The organism is Bacillus sp. FAU18 (assembly GCF_056033885.1).
Genome location: NZ_JBVYHZ010000004.1, coordinates 388539 through 410086 on the forward strand (window position 1 = coordinate 388539; position 21548 = coordinate 410086).

Genomic DNA, 21548 nt, shown 5'->3' on the forward strand with positions numbered 1-21548 from the left:
CATATGAGTCAATTTAGCAAGGATCAGGTTCAAGATATGTATTACCTATCGCCGATGCAGGAAGGGATGCTTTTTCATGCCATCCTGAATCCCGGCCAAAGCTTTTACCTTGAACAAATCACGATGAAAGTAAAAGGCAGCTTGAATATCAAATGTCTTGAAGAAAGCATGAATGTCATCATGGACCGGTACGATGTATTTCGTACCGTGTTCATTCACGAAAAAGTAAAAAGACCTGTCCAAGTCGTATTGAAAAAACGGCAGTTCCATATAGAAGAAATCGATCTGACACACTTAACGGGCAGCGAGCAAACAGCCAAAATCAATGAGTACAAAGAACAGGATAAGATCAGGGGTTTTGATTTGACGCGGGATATTCCGATGCGGGCAGCCATTTTCAAGAAAGCTGAAGAAAGCTTTGAATGGGTGTGGAGCTACCACCACATTATTTTGGACGGATGGTGCTTCGGCATCGTCGTACAGGATCTATTTAAGGTATACAATGCTCTGCGCGAACAAAAGCCGTACAGCCTGCCGCCCGTCAAACCGTATAAAGACTACATCAAGTGGCTTGAAAAGCAGGATAAACAAGCATCACTGCGTTACTGGCGCGAGTATTTAGAGGACTTTGAAGGACAAACGACGTTTGCGGAGCAAAGAAAGAAACAAAAGGACGGCTATGAGCCGAAAGAGCTGCTCTTTTCACTGCCGGAGGCGGAAACAAAGGCCTTTACCGAGCTTGCAAAATCGCAGCATACCACTTTAAGTACGGCGCTGCAGGCAGTCTGGAGCGTATTGATCAGCCGCTATCAGCAGTCTGGCGATTTGGCCTTCGGTACAGTTGTTTCAGGGCGTCCCGCGGAAATCAAAGGCGTTGAACATATGGTTGGGCTGTTTATCAACGTCGTCCCGAGACGTGTGAAGCTGTCTGAGGGTATCACATTTAACGGCTTGCTCAAGCAGCTGCAGGAGCAATCGCTGCAGTCTGAGCCGCATCAATATGTGCCGCTTTATGACATCCAAAGCCAGGCTGATCAGCCGAAACTGATTGACCACATCATTGTTTTTGAGAACTATCCGCTTCAGGATGCAAAAAATGAAGAAAGCAGTGAAAACGGCTTTGATATGGTGGATGTTCATGTTTTTGAGAAGTCGAATTATGATCTCAACCTGATGGCTTCCCCGGGAGATGAGATGCTGATTAAGCTTGCCTATAATGAGAATGTGTTTGATGAGGCGTTTATCCTGCGCTTGAAATCTCAGCTTCTTACAGCAATTCAGCAGCTCATCCAGAATCCGGATCAGCCTGTCAGCACGATCAACCTCGTTGACGACAGGGAGAGAGAATTTTTGCTAACCGGCTTAAACCCGCCGGCTCAAGCTCATGAAACAAAGCCTCTGACGGATTGGTTCAAGGAAGCAGTGAACGGCAATCCGGATGCGCCGGCGCTTACGTATTCCGGCCAGACCCTGTCTTATCGCGAATTAGATGAGGAAGCGAACCGCCTTGCACGCCGGCTGCAAAAACACGGTGCGGGCAAAGGCTCTGTTGTAGCGCTGTACACGAAGCGCTCACTTGAACTGGTGATCGGCATTCTCGGTGTATTAAAGGCGGGAGCAGCCTATCTGCCGGTTGATCCGAAGCTGCCAGAGGACCGAATCTCGTATATGCTGGCTGACAGTGCGGCAGCCTGTCTTCTGACGCATCAGGAGATGAAAGAACAAGCGGCTGAGCTGCCGTATACAGGCACAACGCTCTTCATTGATGATCAAACACGGTTTGAAGAACAGGCAAGCGATCCTGCAACCGCGATTGATCCTAATGATCCGGCATATATCATGTACACGTCCGGCACAACCGGAAAGCCAAAGGGCAATATCACCACTCATGCCAATATTCAAGGATTGGTCAAGCATGTAGACTACATGGCATTCTCTGAGAAAGATACATTCTTATCTGTTTCCAATTACGCCTTTGACGCATTTACCTTTGATTTCTACGCTTCAATATTGAATGCGTCACGTCTCATTATCGCAGATGAACATACGCTGCTTGATACAGAACGGCTCACAGATCTGATCCTGCAAGAGAATGTCAATGTCATGTTTGCGACAACCGCACTATTTAATCTTCTCACAGATACGGGAGAGGATTGGATGAAGGGACTACGCTGTATATTATTCGGCGGAGAGCGCGCCTCAGTGCCTCATGTCAGAAAAGCGCTACGGGTCATGGGGCCGGGCAAGCTGATTAACTGCTACGGGCCGACTGAGGGAACAGTGTTTGCGACTGCTCACGTCGTGCATGATATACCGGATTCCATCTCCTCATTGCCGATCGGAAAGCCGATCAGCAATGCCAGTGTTTATATTCTGAACGAGCAAAGCCAGCTCCAGCCATTCGGGGCGATCGGTGAACTGTGCATCAGCGGAATGGGCGTGTCAAAAGGATATGTAAATCGTGCTGACCTCACGAAGGAAAAGTTTATTAAGAACCCGTTCAAGCTGGGAGAAACGCTTTACCGCACAGGGGATTTAGCACGCTGGCTGCCGGATGGAACGATTGAATACGCCGGCCGTATTGACGACCAGGTCAAAATACGCGGACACCGGATTGAGCTTGAAGAAATCGAAAAGCAGCTGCAGGAATACCCAGGTGTGAAAGATGCGGTCGTTGTGGCGGACCGCCCTGAGTCTGGCGATGCATCAATCAACGCATACCTTGTGAACCGAACGCAGCTTTCAGCTGAAGACGTGAAGGCGCACCTGAAAAAACAGCTTCCTGCTTATATGGTGCCGCAAACCTTTACCTTCTTGGATGAGCTTCCTTTAACGACGAACGGGAAAGTCAATAAACGGCTGCTTCCAAAACCTGATCAGGATCAGCTGGCGGAAGAATGGATCGGACCGCGGAACGAGATGGAAGAAACAATCGCACAAATCTGGTCTGAGGTTCTCGGCAGAAAGCAAATTGGCATTCATGACGATTTCTTTGCGCTCGGAGGGCATTCCTTGAAGGCCATGACCGCCGCTTCCCGAATCAAGAAAGAGCTCGGGATTGATCTTCCAGTAAAGCTTTTGTTTGAAGCGCCGACGATCGCCGGCATTTCAGCGTATGTGAAAAACGGGGGCCCTGATGGCTTGCAGGATGTAACGATAATGAATCAGGATCAGGAGCAGATCATTTTCGCATTTCCGCCGGTCTTGGGCTATGGCCTTATGTACCAAAATCTGTCCAGCCGCTTGCCGTCATACAAGCTGTGCGCCTTTGATTTTATTGAGGAGGAAGACCGGCTTGACCGCTATGCGGATTTGATCCAGAAGCTGCAGCCGGAAGGGCCTTTAACATTGTTTGGATATTCAGCGGGATGCAGCCTGGCGTTTGAAGCTGCCAAAAAGCTTGAGGAACAAGGCCGTATTGTTCAGCGGATCATCATGGTGGATTCCTATAAAAAACAAGGTGTCAGTGATCTGGACGGACGCACGGTTGAAAGTGATGTCGAAGCGTTGATGAATGTCAATCGGGACAATGAAGCGCTCAACAGCGAAGCCGTCAAACAAGGCCTCAAGCAAAAAACACATGCCTTTTACTCATACTACGTCAATCTGATCAGCACAGGCCAGGTGAAAGCAGATATTGATCTGTTGACTTCCGGCGCTGATTTTGACATGCCGGAATGGCTTGCATCATGGGAAGAAGCTACAACAGGTGCTTACCGTGTGAAAAGAGGCTTCGGAACACACGCAGAAATGCTGCAGGGCGAAACGCTAGATAGGAATGCCGGGATTTTGCTCGAATTTCTTAATACACAAACCGTAACGGTTTCATAAATGAAGTGATGAAAGGAGGAGACAGCCAATGAGCCAACTCTTCAAATCATTTGATGCGTCGGAAAAAACGCAGCTCATCTGTTTTCCGTTTGCCGGCGGCTACTCGGCGTCGTTTCGCCCTCTCCATGCTTTTTTGCAGGGGGAGTGCGAGATGCTCGCTGCCGAGCCGCCGGGACACGGCACGAATCAAACGTCAGCTATTGAGGATCTCGAAGAGCTGACGGATTTGTACAAGCAAGAACTGAACCTTCGCCCTGATCGGCCGTTTGTGCTGTTCGGACACAGTATGGGCGGAATGATCACCTTCAGGCTGGCGCAAAAGCTTGAGCGTGAAGGCGTCTATCCGCAGGCGGTTATCATTTCTGCAATCCAGCCGCCTCATATTCAGCGGAAGAAAGTGTCCCACCTGCCTGATGATCAGTTTCTCGATCATATTATCCAATTAGGCGGAATGCCCGCAGAGCTTGTTGAAAATAAGGAGGTCATGTCCTTTTTCCTGCCTTCTTTCCGATCAGATTACCGGGCTCTTGAACAATTTGAGCTTCACGATCTGGCCCAGATCCAGTCGCCTGTTCATGTCTTTAACGGGCTTGGTGATAAAAAATGCATACGAGATGCGGAAGGCTGGAAGAAGTGGGCAAAAGACATCACATTCCATCAATTTGACGGCGGGCACATGTTCCTGCTGTCACAAACGGAAGAAGTCGCAGAACGGATTTTTGCGATCTTGAATCAGCATCCGATCATTCAACCGTGATCAAAAGCGGACAGCTTCGGCTGTTCCGCTTTTTTTGTGTAGAATGCCAACTTTTGCATGGTATAATAGTCGAAATACTCAAACAAAGGCAGGTCGAAACATGCGCACGTCTCCCAGGATGAAATGGTTTGTATTGCTGTTTACGTTTGTTTTCGCCATCGGAATGAACTCATTCAGAAATTCCTTTCAATTTTTTATGCTGCCAATGGCGGATGCCTTCCATGCCGACAGGTCGCTGATCTCGGTTTCTGTCAGCATTTTTATGATCACAACCGGCATCGTCCAGTTTTTTGTCGGTTTTTTCATCGACCGTTTCAGTGTCAGAAAAATTATGGCGCTTGGAGCTGTCTGCATCAGCGCAAGCTTTTTGGTGCTTCCTTATTCACCGAATGTTCATGTGTTTTCCGCCATTTACGGTGTGCTTGGCGGAATCGGCTATTCCTGCGCGGTCGGCGTGACGACCCAGTATTTCATCAGCCGTTGGTTTGACACACACAAAGGTCTGGCGCTTACTATTTTGACCAATGCCAACTCTGCGGGCCTGCTGCTTCTCTCGCCCATTTGGGCTGCGGCTCCGTATCATGCCGGCTGGCAGAGCACCTATACGATTTTGGGAATCGTCATGGCGGCTGTTCTGCTGCCGCTCCTCGTCTTTGGGATGAAGCACCCGCCACATGCGCAAGCAGAGTCTGTGAAAAAATCTTATGATTGGCGGGGATTTTGGAACGTGATGAAGCAATCCCGCCTCATTCATATCCTGTACTTTGGCGTGTTTACTTGCGGATTTACGATGGGAATTATTGATGCTCACCTCGTCCCGATACTGAAGGATGCGCATGTCTCTCATGTCAACGGAATGATGGCCGCGTTCGGAGCATTTATCATCATTGGCGGATTATTGGCGGGCTGGCTGTCCGATCTCCTCGGCAGCAGAAGCGTCATGCTATCCATCTTATTTTTCATTCGGCTGCTCAGCCTCATTTGCCTGCTCATTCCCATTCTCGGAATTCATCACAGCGAACTTTGGTATTTTGGCTTTATCCTGTTATTTGGACTCAGTTACACAGGCGTGATCCCGCTGACCGCGGCGTCAATTTCGGAAAGCTATCAAACAGGATTGATCGGATCGCTGTTAGGCATCAATTTCTTTATCCATCAGGTTGCCGGAGCTCTCAGCGTGTATGCGGGCGGTTTGTTTTTTGACATGACTCATGGTTATTTGCTGATTGTCGCTGTGTGCATCGTGTTTGTGGGTTTATCGGCTGTAATAGAGCTGGTGCCGTTTTTAGATAAACAAAAGGCAAAAGAAACCCACCAATCAATATAAAAGGATCAGCACTGTCAATGCTGATCCTTTTTAAATTTGAGTTTTTTTGTTTCGGTATTTTTAAGGATAATCTCCTTGAATCTGTTCACTTCCTCTTTGGAATGAAAAAAACGTTTTGGGATCGCAATATATTGGCCGCTTGATGTATTGACCCTGAAGATATTTTTATATTCGAAAACAGCTGTGATTTCATCCCAATTGAAAATGAGGTCATATTTTTTAGAACATATACGAATTCCTTCTTGGTTCAGAGTATATGTTCTTTTAGATTTCATCCGTTCGTTCTTCTTGTATGCTCTGGAAAACTTCACATATAGAAGAAGGAGGAGCAGAAGTGTAAACAGAACGGACATCACGATAATCAACATACTGTTCATAAACAAGTTAAGCGCGTCACTGCCATAAACGATACGGGGCCATCCGTTAATGAAGTTAACTGCAGCAAATATGGCGCAAAACAACAGAAAGTAAAAACATGATAATTTTGCGATTTGATAAAAAAAGATTTCTCTTACATCCTTAAAAGTGATTTCTCCTGGAAGATTGATACTTTCACTAGCATATTGAACCATACGGTAAACCTACACCTCTAACCATGTTTTTCCTTTCAGTCTAGCATAATTTCTCATTTTTTTGCAGGCATACCAGGGCGCTTTGTTTTTTTCTCCAGATTGATATTGCTCCCCACCACGCCAATCATAATACAAACAGCTCCGGCAAGATGATACCAGGCCAGGCTTTCGTTGAGAATTACAACTCCTGCAATCATCGTCACAATGGTAGATACATGATTAAAAGCACTCATTTTAAACGCCTCAATTCGCGACAGCGTATAGTTAGACAGAAATGAAGTGACGAGTGAAGACAGCACGCCCAAATACACAATGGCGAGAACGAAGCCGGGCTCCCGGAACGGCAGAAAATAAGTGCCGACTGTTCCCGCCGCTCCGTGACGCACAAGGGCGATGGCGTTGAAGACGACAAAGCCGATGGCTGACATGATGTAGGTGAGCTCGGTCAGCTTGAACCGCTGCGTCATTTTTCTGGCAGCAGTATTGTACATCGCTGAAGACAAAGCGGACAAAAGGATCAGCAAAGACCCTTTTAAGCTGGCTGATTCCACGTCAACGCCTTTCATCACAAAAATAAACATGACGCTGGCAACGGATAAAACCGTGAACCCCTTTTGCGTCCACGTTGGGCGTTCCTTTAAAACATAAGCGGCAAAGACCATCGTGAAAATCGGAATGGCTGCCTGAATAATTCCCGCTTCAGAGGAGGAAGAGTACACAAGGCCGAATGCCTGAAAGCTGAAAAATAACGCGGGATACAGCAGGGCGAGCGGCAAAATGGCAATGACGTCCTTTACGCGGATTGATAGCTTTACCCAGCCGAATAAGATCGGTACAGTGGCCGCAGCAAACGCAATGGTGAACCGATGCGCCAAAATATCAAACGGCTCTGCTGTTTGCAGTGCGATTTTTACGAATAGAAAGGATAAACCGATAATGAACGAATATAAGATAGCCGCCGTATAAGCGGAGGCTTGCTGATGTTTAACCATAATGGGAAGTGCTCCTTTACCTGAATTGCAGCGCCGGTCGCTCTCTTTATTGTATGGCCGCGGTCAGAACGGTACAATGAGAAAAACAATGAACTGTACCGGTACAAAACAGGGGGAGAAGGCATGGAGAAATATATGAGTCTAGTAACGAGGATAGAGGAGATGATGCAAAGCACCGCCTATCAAGAAGGAGACAGGCTTCCATCTATCCGTCAGATGTCCGCCCGCTACCAAGTCAGCAAAAGCACAGTGATCCGCGCGCTGCAGGAGCTGGAAAAGCGCCACCTTATCTATTCTGTTCCGAAAAGCGGCTATTATATTGTGAAAAAGACAGGAAAAGCCAAAAGCGGGCAGCAGGGTTCCATCGACTTTGCCACATCTGCGCCGGACCCAGATGTGTTTCCGTATCTTGATTTTCAGCACTGTATCAACAAAGCGATTGATACATACAAAAACGATTTGTTTATTTATGGGACGCCAAAGGGGCTTCCATCACTCATCCGTGTACTCCGAAAGCTCTTGGCCAATCAGCAGGTATTTGCGGATGAACGGCATATTTTCATTACATCAGGTGTCCAGCAGGCGTTATCTCTGCTTTGTGCCATGCCATTTCCAAATGGGAAAGAAAAGATCGCCATTGAACAGCCGGGCTACCATTTGATGGTCGAACAGCTTGAGACGCTTGGGATTCCCGCCATCGGGGTGAAACGAACGGAAGAAGGGCTTGATATAGCCGAGGTTGAGCGGTTATTTCAAACAGAATCGATTAAATTTTTTTATACGATGCCCCGCTTCCATAACCCGCTTGGCTGCTCTTTGTCAGAGCGTGATAAACAGGAGCTTGTGAGACTGGCAGAAGCGTATGATGTCTATCTCGTTGAGGATGATTACCTCGGTGATCTGGAGGAAAATAAAAAGGCAGATCCGCTGTACGCATATGATCTGTCCACACATGTCATCTATTTGAAAAGCTTCTCGAAAATGATGTTCCCCGGCCTTCGCGTGGGGGCGGCTGTTTTGCCCGAAGCGCTGACTGACACGTTCTATGCGTACAAAAAGCTGAACGACATCGACTGTTCGATGATTTCTCAAGCAGCATTGGAGATTTACCTGAAAAGCGGTATGTACGGCAGGCATAAGGAGAAAATCAGAGATTCTTATAAAGAGCGGTCGCTGAGGCTACATCAAGCCATTCAAACACACAGGCAGCTGGGAAGCGGCCGCTTTACGTTCTCCAGCGGGCAGGCACCCTGTATGCACACCCATTTGGTGCTTCCTCAGGATCTGCCCGCCTCAAGAGTGATTCATAGACTGAAAAAACAAGGGGTGACCCTTGAGGCGATAGACCGTCATTATTTATCAGATTATCAGAAAGAAAATCTATTAAAAATCAATATTTCCAATGTGAAAACGGAAGATATTGAGCGCGGTGTCAAGCTGTTGATGAGCCATTTATAAAAGCTCTTCGTACGAGACCATTGTGATATCCTCGGGGAAATCAGGGTGTGCGGCGCATACAGCCATTTTGTAGTCGGGATCGACCTCAAACGTTTTGATATAGCATGGGGAATGGCTGTCCGGAAGCTCAATGGATACTTGTCCGTCCTGATGCAGGCGCACTGAAAAGGAATCAAGCGGAAGCGATAAGCCTTTGCCTTCCTGTTTGATAAAGCTTTCTTTCATTGACCATAGATGATAAAAATAGTCTGTCTGCTCGTCCTTGTCTTTTGCTAAAAGATCGCTGTACTCTGTTTTTGAAAAGAAGCGCTTGGCGATCTCAAGGCTGATCGGTTTCGTTTTTTCGATATCTATGCCGATCGGCTGTGAATCAAACGCGCAAATGACCCAGCGGCCGGAGTGAGAAATGTTGAAATGAGCGTCGGGAAGATCAGGGATGCACGGCTTCCCGTATTCCTGCGTGCTAAAGCGGATATCGGATTTGTCCAACTGATACTGCCTGCTTATGACTGAGCGAACGAGCACATCTCCCAGCAGGGTGCGGTGAGCATCTTCTTTATGATAAAATCTCCGGCATTTCTCCCGTTTTTCAGGTGATATGAAAGACATGAACCGTTCATTTTCTTCCTGTGAAAGCGGGCGGTCCATATAAATTCCGTAAATCTTCATTCTAGATCCTCCGTCTGCAAAAGATTGTCAAAACCATCCTATCATACTTCAACAAGACTCATATAGAGGAGAAAATAAAAAAACAAAGCCAAGGCGGCTTTGTTTTAGTGTACAGGCGGAGATGCTTTCACAGCGGCTGTCCGCCTTGCCACAGCATAATTCAGCAACTGGATTGACTGGGGCAATGAAAAGCGCAAAATAAGTCCGGTGAGGATGGCGGTCAAGATGGTGCCAAAACCGATCGGGCCGCCCATGCCCCATGCCGCAAACAAAATGGTTAATTCCATGCCGTTCCGCACCCATTGCACATTCCATCCGGTTTTTTCTGTAATCAGCATCATCAGTGAATCACGCGGCCCCGCGCCAAGGCCTGCTGATACATAAACACCGACGCCGTAACCGATCAGCACTACGCCGAGAGAGAAGACGATGACCGAGCCTGTGTAGGTCGAGGGGGCAGGCAGAATGAAATTGAAAAAATCTATAAATACACCAATGAGCACCATATTCAGGAGGGCCCCAATTTTCGGCCAAGCCCTCGTAAACAATGACGTGAATCCGATGATGAGCGCTCCAATAATGATGGACCACTGGCCGACGGTAAGCCCGAAGTGCTGAAACAGGCTGTAATGAAATGCATCCCACGGACTAATGCCGAGTGCTTTTCCTTCTATCGTCAGGGATACACCAAAAGCCAAAATGATCAAACCGGCAAAATAAAATGTCCAGCGCAGAACAAGTTCTTGCTTCACGTGAGGTCCCTTCTTTCGTAAAAATCAGTCGATTGTCATTGTAGCACATCTGACAGAAGGGCGGAATAGGCGAAAGGAGCTCAACAAAAAAACAGGGCCGCCGCGGTCGCCCTGTTTCAGCGTGTTGGAAAACCCTTGCATTCGTTGTCAGGCCTGCGCTTCGGTGCTCACGAATTTAACATTCGCTGTGCTCCAATGCTCGCCCTTCCTAGACTTCAAAGGTTTTCAATCACGCTGAAAATGACAAATCCTAAAACGAAAATCGTTTTAGGATTTTATCAACAATCTGTAACAGGGCGCAGGCGCCCTGTTTTTCTTATTACAGCGGGTTCAAAATCCGGTTCAAGAACCGCTGTGTCCGTTCTTCTTTTGGTGCGGAGAAAATTTGCTCCGGCGGTCCTTGCTCCACGATAACGCCGCCGTCGATGAAGATGACTTCATCCGCAACTTCCTGTGCGAACTTGATTTCGTGGGTCACGACGACCATGGTCCAGCCTTCATTGGCCAAGTCCTTGATAACCTTCAGCACCTCTCCGACAAGCTCGGGATCAAGCGCTGAGGTCGGTTCGTCAAATAGCATGAGCTCAGGCTGAATCGCCAGTGCGCGGGCGATGCCGACGCGCTGCTGCTGGCCGCCGGAAAGCTGGAACGGATATAAATCCATTTTGTCCTTCAATCCGACTTTATCAAGAAGCTGAATCGCTTCTTTTTTGACTTCCTCTTTGTTTCGTTTTTGCACCTGAACAGGGCCCTCCATCACGTTTTCGAGGGCTGTGCGGTGCGGGAACAGGTGATACGCCTGAAACACCATTCCGGATTTTCGGCGAAGCTTTAGGATATCCGCCTGTTTCACCTTTTTGGAGAAATCGATGGAGAAATCATCAAATGCAAGCTCTCCGCGATTCGGGATCTCCAGAGCGTTCAGGCAGCGGAGCAGCGTCGTTTTCCCTGAACCTGAAGGCCCAAGTATGGCGATGACTTTTCCTTTTTCAATCTTCATATCTATCTTTTTTAAAATTTCATTTTCACCGAATGATTTGTTTAATCCTTTAACGGTAAGCATACTCGGAACCTCCTTATTTGGCCACGTAGCGGTCAAGACGCCGTTCGATGACATGCTGGACGAGTGAGAGCAGGAAGCAGATAATCCAATAAATAAAGGCTGCTTCAATATAGATCACTAAAATTTGATCAAGATTCCGCGCGCCGATTTCCTGGGCTTTTCTGAACAGCTCAGCGACCAGAATTTGAGAGGCGAGGGATGTATCTTTAATCAGGCTGATAAAGGTATTGGATAATGGCGGGATCGACACACGAAACGCCTGCGGCAAAATGACGCGGAACAGCGTTTTTTGATGTGTCATGCCAATTGTGTAGCCGGCTTCCCATTGCCCTTTCGGCACGGATAAAATAGATGCCCGAATGATTTCAGATGCATAGGCGCCGACGTTTAAAGAAAAGGCGATAACTGCGCTTGGAAATGGATCTAATGTGACGTTAAAGGCCGGGAACAGATAGAAAATGATGAACAATTGAACGAGAAGAGGAGTGCCGCGTATTGCGGATACGTATACGCTGAACACCCATCTCAAAGGTCTCACTTTCGACATTCTGGCAAGCGCCGTAATCAGCGCCAGGATCATTCCGAATATAAAGGAAAGAATCGTAAGGGGAATCGTATAGTAGATTCCCCCTGAAAGTATCGGCCAGAATGACTGCTGCACCAGATCCCACGGGATCGCCGTGCCAAGCGTCAATGCCGGCAGATTATTTAGAAACATCTTCGCCGAACCATTTTTTAGATATTTTAGAAAGAGTCCCGTCCTCTTTCATTTCTTTTAATGCTTTGTTGACTTGATCAACAACCTCGCCGCTTCCTTTACGGAACGTGAAATATGTTGACTGAGGATCACCTGTTTCAAACGCGATTTTCACGTTTTTATTGCCAGATGTTTTTAAGTAGTTCAATACGGCAAGCTTATCGTTGTATGTCATATCGACACGGCCTTGCTGGATCATTTGAAGGGCCTGCGCCATGCCTTCAACGCCTTCTACTTTAGCGCCGGCATTTGTAGCTAATTTGTTGTAGTTGCTTGTCAGTGATTGAGCTGACGTTTTTCCTTTTACATCTGCTTCAGACTTAATATCGTTGTTGTCTTTTTTCGTTACGACAACGGCTCTTGATGTTGTGTATTTATCTGAGAAATCATATTTGTCTTCACGATCTGTTTTTCCGACTTGGTTGGCAACAACGTCAAACCGTTTGGAATTAAGGCCGGCAAACATACTGTCCCACTGTGTTTCCTTAAAGTCGACTTTAAGCCCGAGGCGTTTTGCGACTTCTGTGATAACTTCGACATCATAGCCAGTCAGTTTATCAGTGTCTTTGTCGTGGTAAGTGAACGGCTCATATGTTCCTTCCGTTCCGACTGTGAGCACACCTTTTTTCTTAATTGAAGCCCAAAGATCGCCATCTTTGGCATTATCTTTTGACTGATTGTCATTTCCTGCTCCGCAAGCTGCAAGAGCTGCAATACTTACGACCATGAATAAAGCCAATAATGCTTTTTTCATCTTATTCCCCACTTTTCTGGTTGATTTTATTGAAATAAAAAAATAGCTTACAAATCTAAAGGATAACTTTTTTTTAGTATGAGTCAAGTAATTGGTTTTCATAAGGCAAAATCTTTTAAAATAAATCCAAAAATTGCTGTGCCGGTTTAGGCAAATAACTGTCCGTTCTCCACATGACAGCCGGTGTCATAATGAAGGGATTATTTTCGATATGAACGGTGTGAACGTGATTTCTCATATGAACGGGAATCATTGTGACAGGCAAAATAGACGCGCCGAATCCGGATGACACGAGGCTGAGCAAAGTTGCAGAGTCGTGGCATTCACAAACAATGCGCGGCTCCAGGTTCAAACGATGAAATTCATTCATGACCTGATTATAGACGCCTTTTCCGTTGACAGGCCTCAGCAGGATCAGCGGAAATGAAGGAATGTCCTCCATCTTAATGGTGTCTCCGCACGGATATCCGGCTTCATCTGAAAGCACGAGCACACATGGAATGTCATCAAGCTGCTTGAATTGTACTGTGTCACTTTTGATCAGTGTTGTCGTGACCGCCGCATCGATTTGCCGGCTTTCCAGCAGTTCCAACAGTGTCGCGGGCTCATTTTCCCAAATATTAAAGGTGAGATGGGGGTATCTCTCTTTGATCTGTGTTACTTTTTCAAGCATCAGAGCCGCGCAATAAATCGTTGATCCCACGGCAAGTGTGCCGGCTACTTCCTCCTTCAGCTCCTGTACCTCAATGACTGCATCTTCAAACCTATGCAGAATCTCTTTTGCTCTTTTTAGAAAAACAGCTCCTTCATATGTAAGAGTCATTTGTTTTTTCTTGTTACGGTCAAACAGAACAACACCAAGTTCGTCCTCCAGCTGTTTGAGCTGCCTGCTTAAAGGCGGCTGCGCCATGTGAAGCTTTTTGGCTGCGGACGTAATTTTCTGTTCTTGGGCAATGGTAATGAAGTATCGAAGCTGGCGAATATCCAAAAGAAAGCGCCTCCTTATCATACCTTTTAGGTATTAAATATAGATTTAATAGATATTTTTCATATGGATATATCAGGAGTATGATTGAAATGAAAGCAGAATTCAAGCGTAAAGGAGGGGGCAAAGTGAAACTCGTTGTCGGAATGACAGGGGCAACAGGGGCCATTTTCGGGGTCAGGCTGCTGCAGTGGCTGAAGGCCGCCGGAGTGGAAACCCATCTCGTTGTGTCTCCTTGGGCAAACGTCACGATCAAACACGAAACAGGCTATACCTTACAAGAAGTAGAACAACTGGCCACATACACTTACTCACATAAGGATCAGGCGGCAGCCATTTCAAGCGGGTCGTTTGATACCGATGGAATGATTGTTGCGCCGTGCAGCATGAAATCTCTCGCAAGCATTCGCACCGGAATGGCGGATAATCTGCTGACACGTGCGGCGGATGTCATGCTCAAGGAGAGAAAAAAACTCGTCCTCTTAACGAGAGAGACGCCTTTGAACCAAATACATCTCGAAAATATGCTAGCGCTTACGAAAATGGGCACCATCATTCTTCCTCCGATGCCGGCATTTTATAATCAGCCGAGCAGCTTAGAGGAAATGGTTGACCATATTGTATTCAGAACGTTGGACCAATTCGGCATTCGGCTTCCTGAAGCGAAACGCTGGAATGGGATTGAAAAACAAAAAGGAGGAGCTTGATCATGGCTTATCAAGATTTCAGAGAATTTCTCGCAGCCCTTGAAAAAGAAGGACAGCTGCTTACAGTGAATGAAGAGGTAAAGCCGGAACCGGATTTAGGGGCCGCCGCACGGGCAGCCAGCAATCTTGGCGATAAAAGCCCCGCGCTCTTATTTAACAACATTTACGGCTATCATAACGCGCGAATTGCGATGAATGTCATCGGCTCTTGGCCAAACCATGCCATGATGCTGGGCATGCCGAAAGACACACCGGTAAAAGAACAGTTTTTTGAATTCGCAAAGCGTTATGACCAGTTTCCGATGCCGGTCAAACGTGAGGAAACAGCGCCATTTCATGAAAATGAAATCACAGAAGATATCAATTTGTTCGATATACTGCCTCTTTTCAGAATAAACCAAGGAGACGGAGGCTACTATCTAGACAAAGCGTGTGTTATTTCCCGTGATCTTGAGGACCCTGACAACTTCGGCAAACAAAATGTCGGCATTTACAGAATGCAGGTCAAAGGAAAAGACCGTCTCGGCATTCAGCCTGTCCCGCAGCACGATATTGCAATCCATCTGCGCCAAGCTGAAGAACGCGGCATCAATCTTCCGGTCACCATTGCACTCGGCTGTGAGCCGGTCATTACAACGGCGGCATCGACTCCGCTTCTCTATGATCAATCAGAATACGAAATGGCAGGTGCGATTCAAGGCGAACCATATCGCATCGTCAAATCAAAGTTGTCTGATCTTGATGTTCCGTGGGGCGCTGAAGTGGTGCTTGAAGGTGAGATCATTGCTGGAGAGCGCGAATATGAAGGGCCGTTCGGTGAATTCACAGGCCATTATTCCGGCGGACGCAGCATGCCGATTATTAAAATTAAACGCGTCTATCACAGAAACAATCCGATCTTTGAACATTTATACTTAGGCATGCCTTGGACAGAATGCGATTACATGATCGGCATTAACACATGCGTGCCGCTTTATCAGCAGTTAAAAGAAGCGTATCCGAACGAAATTGTGGCAGTGAACGCCATGTACACACACGGTTTAATCGCGATTGTTTCCACAAAAACCCGCTATGGCGGATTTGCGAAAGCGGTCGGCATGCGTGCACTCACAACGCCGCACGGACTTGGCTATTGCAAAATGGTCATTGTCGTTGATGAGGATGTCGATCCATTCAACCTTCCGCAGGTCATGTGGGCGCTTTCGACCAAAATGCATCCGAAACACGATGCGGTCATCATTCCGGACTTATCTGTCCTGCCGCTTGATCCGGGATCCAATCCATCAGGAATCACTCACAAAATGATTCTTGACGCCACTACACCGGTTGCGCCGGAAACAAGAGGCCATTATTCACAGCCGCTTGATTCTCCGCTAACAACGAAAGAATGGGAACAAAAACTAATGGACTTAATGAATAAATAAGGAAAGGATGTTCGAAATGCATACATGTCCTCGATGTGACTCAAAAAAGGGAGAAGTCATGAGCAAATCGCCTGTAGAAGGCGCATGGGAAGTTTATCAGTGCCAAACATGCTTTTTTACATGGAGATCCTGTGAACCGGAAAGCATTACAAATCCCGAAAAATACAATCCAGCGTTTAAAATTGATCCAAAGGAAACAGAAACAGCAATTGAAGTTCCGGCGGTGCCGGAACGAAAGGCTTGATCCGCGTGAACTGTATGTCAGACCGTCTCTTTGAGCTGCTTGACGGGAGCTGCCTGAATGAGAAGCAGCATGAGGCCTTCGTTCTGCAAACAGTATCAGAGGATGGCTGGCCGCATGCCGCTATGATCAGTGCAGGTGAAATCATCGCGCTGAGCCGAACTGATATCCGAATCGCTCTGTGGAAAAACACAATGACTTCGGCCAACATCCTTCGTACAGGAAAAGCACAGTTCACGGCATGGTGGAAGGGAGCGGCCTATTATGTAAAGCTTGAATGCGCGCCTTTACCGCCTTTGAAAGATGCCGAATATGATAGAGACCGTTTTTCCTGCCGCATCGTTTCAGTGAAGGAGGACGTTGCGAAATACGCTGATTTGACTTCTGGTGTCCGTATACAGCTTCATAGCGCTGAAGAGGTGCTGGGCAGATGGGAAAAGACCCTGGAAGATTTAAAGCGGTAATATCGATAGCCTGACGCAATGCGTCAGGCTTTTTTTATATAATGAAAACAAAGGGGGCGTGAAAAATGGAACGTGCGGGGATCTGTCATTCGGACGGCTTTGATTTAGCTTATCGAATTGAGGGCGAGGGTGCACCCATCCTTGTGATCGGGAGTGCGGTTTACTATCCGCGCCTTTTTTCCTCAGATATCAAACAGAAATATCAATGGGTCTTTGTCGACCATAGGGGATTTGCTAAGCCTAAGCGGGAGCTTCGTGCGGAGGATTCGAGGCTTGATGCCGTCTTGGCTGATATCGAAAGGATGAGAACATTTCTTCAGCTTGAGGATGTTACTATCCTGGGACATTCCGGGCACGCTTTTATGGCTTTAGAGTATGCCAGGACATATCCCAAACAAGTTCGGAAGGTGGCGCTCTTCAATACTGCGCCTGATAACAGTGAAGAAAGACAGCGAAAAAGCGAATCATTTTTCATGGAAGCAGCCAGTCTTGAGAGAAAGAAACGCTTTGAAAAAGACATCGCGAATTTGCCGCAGGACATCGACAAAGATCCTGAAAGGCGCTTTGTGCACATGTGTATTCGCGCTGAAGCGAAAAGCTTTTATCAAGAGCGGCCGCATGCAGCTGCCTTATGGGACGGTGTATTCACGAATATGCCGATCATTGATGAATTATGGGGCAATACATTTGCCCGGCTTGATCTTATTCAGCGGTTAGCTGATGTTCGTATGCCGGTGTATATTGGATTAGGGAGATATGATTATTTGGTTGCGCCCATTTCGCTATGGGATGCAGTTGACGGTTTATATCCCCATGTGGATAAGGTTATTTTTGAAAGGAGCGGCCATCAGCCGATGCTGGAAGAACCGGAAGCCTTTGATCAAAGCTTCGGCAAATGGCTGGATCAATAAAAAAACAGCCCGCAGATCAAAATCCGCGGGCTGTTTCTGATTATAAGACCCCTTTCATCGCGCGTTTGATCATCGGCGAGAGCAGCAGGAGAATGCCGCCAAGAACGATAGAAATCAAACCGATGGTGCCGAAGTACATTGTTTCAGGAATTTTATCAAACAATCCGGCTACTTGGGCATTGATCGCTTGGGCTGCTGCGTTAGTCAGAAACCACATACTCATTGTCTGTGCAGAGAATGCAGCTGGCGCCAGTTTCGTTGTTACGGATAAACCGACTGGAGACAGGCACAGCTCTCCAAGCACGACAAGCAGGAAGCTGAGAACGAGCCAAAGCGGGCTTACGAGTGCTTCTTTTCCTTGCATAGCAGGGAATACCATAATGATAAAAGACAATCCGGCTAAAATAATTCCGATTGAGAATTTAACTGGTGTAGACGGCTGGCGTTTGCCAAGCTTCATCCAGAGCCATGCGAATATTGGCGCAAAAATGACAACAAACAATGGATTTAATGATTGGAACCATGATGACTGAAGTTCGAATCCGCCCAATGAAAGTCTAATGCGTTCATCAGCGTATACCGCAAGAATGGTCGCTCCCTGTTCCTGAATGGCCCAGAACATGACAGCACCGATAAACAAAGGAACGTAAGCGGCAAGACGGGATTTTTCTGTGCTGTCCGCTTTTTTGCTTGTAAACATGATGATGAAATAAATGACAGGAATCAAAATACCGAGAATACTTACAAGGTCGATAAAACGATTGATCGTCAGCACGCCTGTTTGTACAGAGATAATCACTGCGATCGCCACGATGATAACACCGATTCCGGTGCCAATCGCAGATTTTTTAGACAGCGGATTTGGCACATTGGAACCTGCAAGCCCGAGGTTTTTCTTCCTTGTCAAAGCAAATACGATAAGTCCGAGAAGCATTCCGACTGCGGCAGCTCCGAAGCCGAGATGATAGTTGTACTTCTGTCCGAGTGTTCCGACAATTAATGGCGCAAGTAAACCACCGAGGTTAATCCCCATGTAGAAAATACTGAAACCTGAGTCGCGGCGCGGGTCTTCTTTCGTGTAAAGATCCCCAACCACGCTTGAAACGTTTGGTTTTAATAAGCCTGTTCCGACAATAATAAGCACCATGCTGATATAGAATGCGATCGCGCTGCCCGGATAGGCGAGTGCAATGTGGCCGAACATAATGAATATGCCGCCGTAAAACACGGTGTTTGCGGTACCGAATACCCGGTCAGCGAGCCATCCGCCAATAATGGTGGACATGTATACGAGTGATCCGTAAATCGACATAATGGCAACCGCAGTGCCCTTATCAAAGCCGAGCCCTCCGTTTACCGTCTCTGTATACAAATAGTAAAGTAAGATTGCTCTCATTCCATAGTAAGAGAAACGCTCCCAAAATTCGGTGAAAAATAGTGTAAATAGTCCTCGCGGGTGACCAAAGAACCCTTTTTGCGGGACGCTTTTAATGATACTTTCGTTATCAATCGAAGCCATGTCAGCCAAACCCTTTCTAAAAAAAGTGTATTATAAAAATCATATTCTTATATAATACTTGTGTCAATATAATTTATACTCATTTCAAATAGTTCCATATTGGAAAAATTATAAATACCTAAAAATAGTGATTTCCTCCTAATTTTTAAACTTTTTATCGTGAGATTTTCTTACATAACTCTTCCTTTATATTTTTTTAATAAAATTTTAGAGAAATGTACAAGCAGATCGGGCCTTTGTGAGTAACATGATAGTAATCATAGAGAAGGAGGCTCGCAATTGGCTGAATTCATATTAAATGCAGCGGATTTCGGTGTTCCTGGAGATGGTAAAACGGATTCTACAGAACGGATTAATCAGTGCCTCAGTACAGCTGTATCGAAAGGCTATCATACTGTCTGGTTTCCAAAGGGAACATATTTAATAGACGGAACGCTTGGCGGAGATCTTAATCAGAAGTTTCGAAACGCGGGGATCATTGTTCCCGGCAACCTTGAGATTATGATGGACCCCGAATGTATCATGAAAGTGATACCGAATAGTTCGTGGGGTTATTCCGCATTTTATGTAGGCAAGCAAGAGAATATAACCATTTCCGGGGGACAAATTATCGGCGAACGGGATGAGCATACGTATGCTTCGGCGGGGATAAGATCAACCCATGAATGGGGCTTTGGCATATGTATTGAAGGATGCTCGAATGTTGTCATTGATGATGTGAAAATTTCTGATTTTACCGGCGATGGGATCATAGTCAGCCCAAGGGGATTAAAGACCAATCAAGACTATCGAACGTCAGAGCAAATTATCATCCGCCGCTGTGAGGTTCGGCGGTCAAGGAGAAATAACATTTCCATTACCGGATGTGACATGGTCACGGTGGAGGAATGCTTGATTGAAGATGCCGGAACGGGGAATGGAACAGCCCCGAAATTCGGAATTGACATTGAAGGATATGGCGAAGGTGACGTTGATTATGAAGAACCGATTAATGTATCAATTCGCAATAACCACTTTGTTGGAAACGTTTCAAGTTCTGTGACCAATTTTAACGGGTATGGCATTTTAATAGAAGGAAATCACTCAGACAATACAATCAGCTACGGATATGGGACGCAAACAGTGATCAAAGGAAATATACTGAGACGCCCTGAAGACGCGGCGGCTGCGCCAAGAGTCGGGATAACCGGACTCGGTGTATCACAAGGAAAAGAGTCCAGTGATGCAGTGATCGCTGGCAACCTCATTACCGGATTTTCAACAGGAATTGATGTCAGGGGAAAGAGCGTTCTTGTGACGAACAACAAAATCAGCAACTTTGAAAACACAGGGATATTGGTTTATCAGTCCTCCGACGTAAAGGTAGACGGAAACCAAATTCAAAACGGACTGTCTGAAACAAGGCGCAGCATCGGTCTTCGCGCAGTGCTGTCAGATGACATCGCTTTTCTGAATAACTGTCTCATTCAAGTCGTTGACGGTGTGAACGTTTCCGGCGGAAATATGATCATTAAAGATAATCTCCTGAGAAAATTCAGCCGGGGCATTTGGATTGCTCAAGGGAACGCGGTGATTGAAGGGAATACACTGAATCCTGATGCGTTTGAAGCAGTGCCGGAATCATATTCTGTTTCCGTCACAAACAATGCCGGCGCTATCATCAAAAACAATACATTTAAAGAGTTCAAAAATTACCCCATTTATTGCTCCACAAGTGCAAAAACCTCAATTATCGGCAACCACTTAGAGAGATCTCCGCTTTTGGTCACCATCTATATCAGCGCCGGTGTGCATGAGATTTTTGATAATACCATTTCAGTCAACAGAACAGCCGGGAATCCGATTGTGATTTATATCAATGGCTCGGCAGGCTCTATCATCTCAGGAAACACCATCAATAACCTCTCCGCGGGCACTGCGATAGCTATTCAAACAAACACGGCAACCAATTCTAAAATCATCGGCAACCGCATTTTTAAAGGGACCATCAACAAACACAGCAGTGACACAATAGACGGCAATATTATTGTCTGAAAAAAGCGCCCCCTCTAGGGGTTCTTTTTTTTTCGATTTATAGATCACGTACATTTCTCTCACAAGTACTAAAACAAAAAATAAAAGCACGACCCATTCCGCAAATGTTGTCATCTTAAAGCTGGACATATTGTTATAAATGGCTTTTGTTAAACTGAACCCTTGAAGCATGTCCATCAATACAGAAATAGCTAATAAACAAATTAATATAACTCCTGTCACGCCCAATATCTTCATGCTTCATCATCCTCCGTTTTTAGTGTCTATCGTTGGCGGAGAAGTTATACCGCATCTAAACCTAATGCATAATCTCAATTTTAAAAGGAAGAAT

General features: G+C 46.3%; 19 protein-coding genes and 1 pseudogene. 10 read left to right on the forward strand and 10 right to left on the reverse strand.

What is annotated here, in order from left to right; all coding sequences use genetic code 11:
* Nucleotides 1–3 precede the first annotated feature (3 nt).
* The 3 genes from srfAC (at nt 4) to AC0OMU_RS12990 (ending at nt 5915) form a co-directional block, all read left to right on the forward strand.
* Entirely contained in the window at nt 4–3831 is a 3828-nt protein-coding gene (gene srfAC / locus AC0OMU_RS12980) for a surfactin non-ribosomal peptide synthetase SrfAC (protein ID WP_181218206.1), read from the forward strand.
* Between the two features lie 28 nt (nt 3832–3859).
* Nucleotides 3860–4588 carry a surfactin biosynthesis thioesterase SrfAD gene (srfAD, locus tag AC0OMU_RS12985; protein WP_181218208.1) on the forward strand — a complete coding sequence of 243 codons (729 nt, stop codon included), beginning with the start codon at nt 3860–3862 and terminating at the stop codon, nt 4586–4588.
* Between the two features lie 100 nt (nt 4589–4688).
* Nucleotides 4689–5915 (forward strand): MFS transporter, encoded by a 1227-nt coding sequence (locus AC0OMU_RS12990; protein WP_474221852.1) that lies wholly within the window; start codon nt 4689–4691, stop codon nt 5913–5915.
* A 14-nt stretch (nt 5916–5929) separates the two neighbouring features.
* On the opposite strand, the gene AC0OMU_RS12995 is transcribed toward AC0OMU_RS12990, so the two are convergent.
* Entirely contained in the window at nt 5930–6487 is a 558-nt protein-coding gene (locus AC0OMU_RS12995; protein WP_015382748.1) for a YcxB family protein, read from the reverse strand.
* A 53-nt stretch (nt 6488–6540) separates the two neighbouring features.
* Nucleotides 6541–7479 (reverse strand): DMT family transporter, encoded by a 939-nt coding sequence (locus AC0OMU_RS13000; RefSeq protein WP_322840162.1) that lies wholly within the window; start codon nt 7477–7479, stop codon nt 6541–6543.
* Nucleotides 7480–7602: 123 nt separating this feature from the next.
* On the opposite strand from AC0OMU_RS13000, the gene AC0OMU_RS13005 reads away from it, so the two are divergent.
* Nucleotides 7603–8937 (forward strand): aminotransferase-like domain-containing protein, encoded by a 1335-nt coding sequence (locus AC0OMU_RS13005; protein WP_474241229.1) that lies wholly within the window; start codon nt 7603–7605, stop codon nt 8935–8937.
* Here AC0OMU_RS13005 and AC0OMU_RS13010 read toward each other — a convergent pair.
* The 6 genes from AC0OMU_RS13010 to bsdA form a co-directional block, all read right to left on the reverse strand.
* Complete coding sequence (locus tag AC0OMU_RS13010) at nt 8932–9606, reverse strand: 4'-phosphopantetheinyl transferase (RefSeq protein WP_181218216.1); 675 nt, start codon at nt 9604–9606, stop codon at nt 8932–8934. The two genes, AC0OMU_RS13005 and AC0OMU_RS13010, sit on opposite strands and share 6 nt — an antisense overlap.
* Before the next feature lie 104 nt (nt 9607–9710).
* Nucleotides 9711–10358, reverse strand: coding sequence for a YczE/YyaS/YitT family protein (locus AC0OMU_RS13015; protein ID WP_322840160.1), 648 nt, complete (start codon nt 10356–10358; stop codon nt 9711–9713).
* 319 nt (nt 10359–10677) lie between these two features.
* Nucleotides 10678–11421 carry a cystine ABC transporter ATP-binding protein TcyC gene (tcyC, locus tag AC0OMU_RS13020; protein WP_047182080.1) on the reverse strand — a complete coding sequence of 248 codons (744 nt, stop codon included), beginning with the start codon at nt 11419–11421 and terminating at the stop codon, nt 10678–10680.
* A gap of 13 nt (nt 11422–11434) precedes the next feature.
* Nucleotides 11435–12139 (reverse strand): cystine ABC transporter permease TcyB, encoded by a 705-nt coding sequence (tcyB, locus tag AC0OMU_RS13025; RefSeq protein ID WP_003234541.1) that lies wholly within the window; start codon nt 12137–12139, stop codon nt 11435–11437.
* Entirely contained in the window at nt 12126–12932 is an 807-nt protein-coding gene (gene tcyA / locus AC0OMU_RS13030; RefSeq protein WP_015382752.1) for a cystine ABC transporter substrate-binding lipoprotein TcyA, read from the reverse strand. Before tcyA ends, tcyB begins: the two co-directional genes overlap by 14 nt.
* 115 nt (nt 12933–13047) lie before the next feature.
* Nucleotides 13048–13920: a transcriptional regulator BsdA gene (gene bsdA / locus AC0OMU_RS13035; RefSeq protein ID WP_003234533.1), complete on the reverse strand. Its 873-nt coding sequence runs from the start codon at nt 13918–13920 to the stop codon at nt 13048–13050.
* Nucleotides 13921–14009: 89 nt separating this feature from the next.
* On the opposite strand from bsdA, the gene AC0OMU_RS13040 reads away from it, so the two are divergent.
* The 5 genes from AC0OMU_RS13040 (at nt 14010) to AC0OMU_RS13060 (ending at nt 17664) form a co-directional block, all read left to right on the forward strand.
* Complete coding sequence (locus tag AC0OMU_RS13040; protein ID WP_014478815.1) at nt 14010–14624, forward strand: non-oxidative hydroxyarylic acid decarboxylases subunit B; 615 nt, start codon at nt 14010–14012, stop codon at nt 14622–14624.
* A gap of 2 nt (nt 14625–14626) precedes the next feature.
* Nucleotides 14627–16048, forward strand: coding sequence for a phenolic acid decarboxylase BsdC (bsdC, locus tag AC0OMU_RS13045; protein ID WP_003234529.1), 1422 nt, complete (start codon nt 14627–14629; stop codon nt 16046–16048).
* A 16-nt stretch (nt 16049–16064) separates the two neighbouring features.
* On the forward strand, nt 16065–16292 hold the full coding sequence (bsdD, locus tag AC0OMU_RS13050) for a phenolic acid decarboxylase subunit BsdD (RefSeq protein ID WP_010886405.1): 228 nt from the start codon (nt 16065–16067) through the stop codon (nt 16290–16292).
* The gene (locus AC0OMU_RS13055) at nt 16289–16753 is read left to right on the forward strand and encodes a pyridoxamine 5'-phosphate oxidase family protein (protein ID WP_015482788.1); all 465 of its coding nucleotides are present in this window, start codon (nt 16289–16291) and stop codon (nt 16751–16753) included. The genes bsdD and AC0OMU_RS13055 overlap by 4 nt, the downstream gene beginning before the upstream one ends.
* Before the next feature lie 65 nt (nt 16754–16818).
* Nucleotides 16819–17664, forward strand: a complete 846-nt coding sequence (locus AC0OMU_RS13060) for an alpha/beta hydrolase (RefSeq protein WP_327830917.1) — start codon at nt 16819–16821, stop codon at nt 17662–17664.
* 40 nt (nt 17665–17704) lie between these two features.
* On the opposite strand, the gene AC0OMU_RS13065 is transcribed toward AC0OMU_RS13060, so the two are convergent.
* Entirely contained in the window at nt 17705–19183 is a 1479-nt protein-coding gene (locus AC0OMU_RS13065) for a peptide MFS transporter (protein WP_015482789.1), read from the reverse strand.
* A 279-nt stretch (nt 19184–19462) separates the two neighbouring features.
* Here AC0OMU_RS13065 and AC0OMU_RS13070 point away from each other — a divergent pair, with 279 nt between their 5' ends.
* Nucleotides 19463–21217, forward strand: coding sequence for a right-handed parallel beta-helix repeat-containing protein (locus AC0OMU_RS13070; RefSeq protein ID WP_047182083.1), 1755 nt, complete (start codon nt 19463–19465; stop codon nt 21215–21217).
* 18 nt (nt 21218–21235) lie between these two features.
* Here the strand turns inward: AC0OMU_RS13070 and AC0OMU_RS13075 are convergent.
* Nucleotides 21236–21454 (reverse strand): annotated as a pseudogene (locus AC0OMU_RS13075) (YczF family membrane protein); the annotation flags it as partial.
* Nucleotides 21455–21548 lie beyond the last annotated feature (94 nt).

Bases quoted from the DNA above. Each gene is read 5' to 3' on its own strand.
- AC0OMU_RS13010 (WP_181218216.1), bottom strand. From the start codon at position 9,606: ATGAAGATTTACGGAATTTATATGGACCGCCCGCTTTCACAGGAAGAA.
- AC0OMU_RS12990 (WP_474221852.1), top strand. From the start codon at position 4,689: ATGCGCACGTCTCCCAGGATGAAATGGTTTGTATTGCTGTTTACGTTT.
- bsdD (WP_010886405.1), top strand. From the start codon at position 16,065: ATGCATACATGTCCTCGATGTGACTCAAAAAAGGGAGAAGTCATGAGC.
- AC0OMU_RS13065 (WP_015482789.1), bottom strand. From the start codon at position 19,183: ATGGCTTCGATTGATAACGAAAGTATCATTAAAAGCGTCCCGCAAAAA.
- tcyA (WP_015382752.1), bottom strand. From the start codon at position 12,932: ATGAAAAAAGCATTATTGGCTTTATTCATGGTCGTAAGTATTGCAGCT.
- AC0OMU_RS13040 (WP_014478815.1), top strand. From the start codon at position 14,010: ATGAAAGCAGAATTCAAGCGTAAAGGAGGGGGCAAAGTGAAACTCGTT.
- srfAD (WP_181218208.1), top strand. From the start codon at position 3,860: ATGAGCCAACTCTTCAAATCATTTGATGCGTCGGAAAAAACGCAGCTC.
- AC0OMU_RS13060 (WP_327830917.1), top strand. From the start codon at position 16,819: ATGGAACGTGCGGGGATCTGTCATTCGGACGGCTTTGATTTAGCTTAT.
- AC0OMU_RS13000 (WP_322840162.1), bottom strand. From the start codon at position 7,479: ATGGTTAAACATCAGCAAGCCTCCGCTTATACGGCGGCTATCTTATAT.
- AC0OMU_RS13005 (WP_474241229.1), top strand. From the start codon at position 7,603: ATGGAGAAATATATGAGTCTAGTAACGAGGATAGAGGAGATGATGCAA.
- bsdC (WP_003234529.1), top strand. From the start codon at position 14,627: ATGGCTTATCAAGATTTCAGAGAATTTCTCGCAGCCCTTGAAAAAGAA.
- srfAC (WP_181218206.1), top strand. From the start codon at position 4: ATGAGTCAATTTAGCAAGGATCAGGTTCAAGATATGTATTACCTATCG.
- AC0OMU_RS12995 (WP_015382748.1), bottom strand. From the start codon at position 6,487: ATGGTTCAATATGCTAGTGAAAGTATCAATCTTCCAGGAGAAATCACT.
- tcyC (WP_047182080.1), bottom strand. From the start codon at position 11,421: ATGCTTACCGTTAAAGGATTAAACAAATCATTCGGTGAAAATGAAATT.
- tcyB (WP_003234541.1), bottom strand. From the start codon at position 12,139: ATGTTTCTAAATAATCTGCCGGCATTGACGCTTGGCACGGCGATCCCG.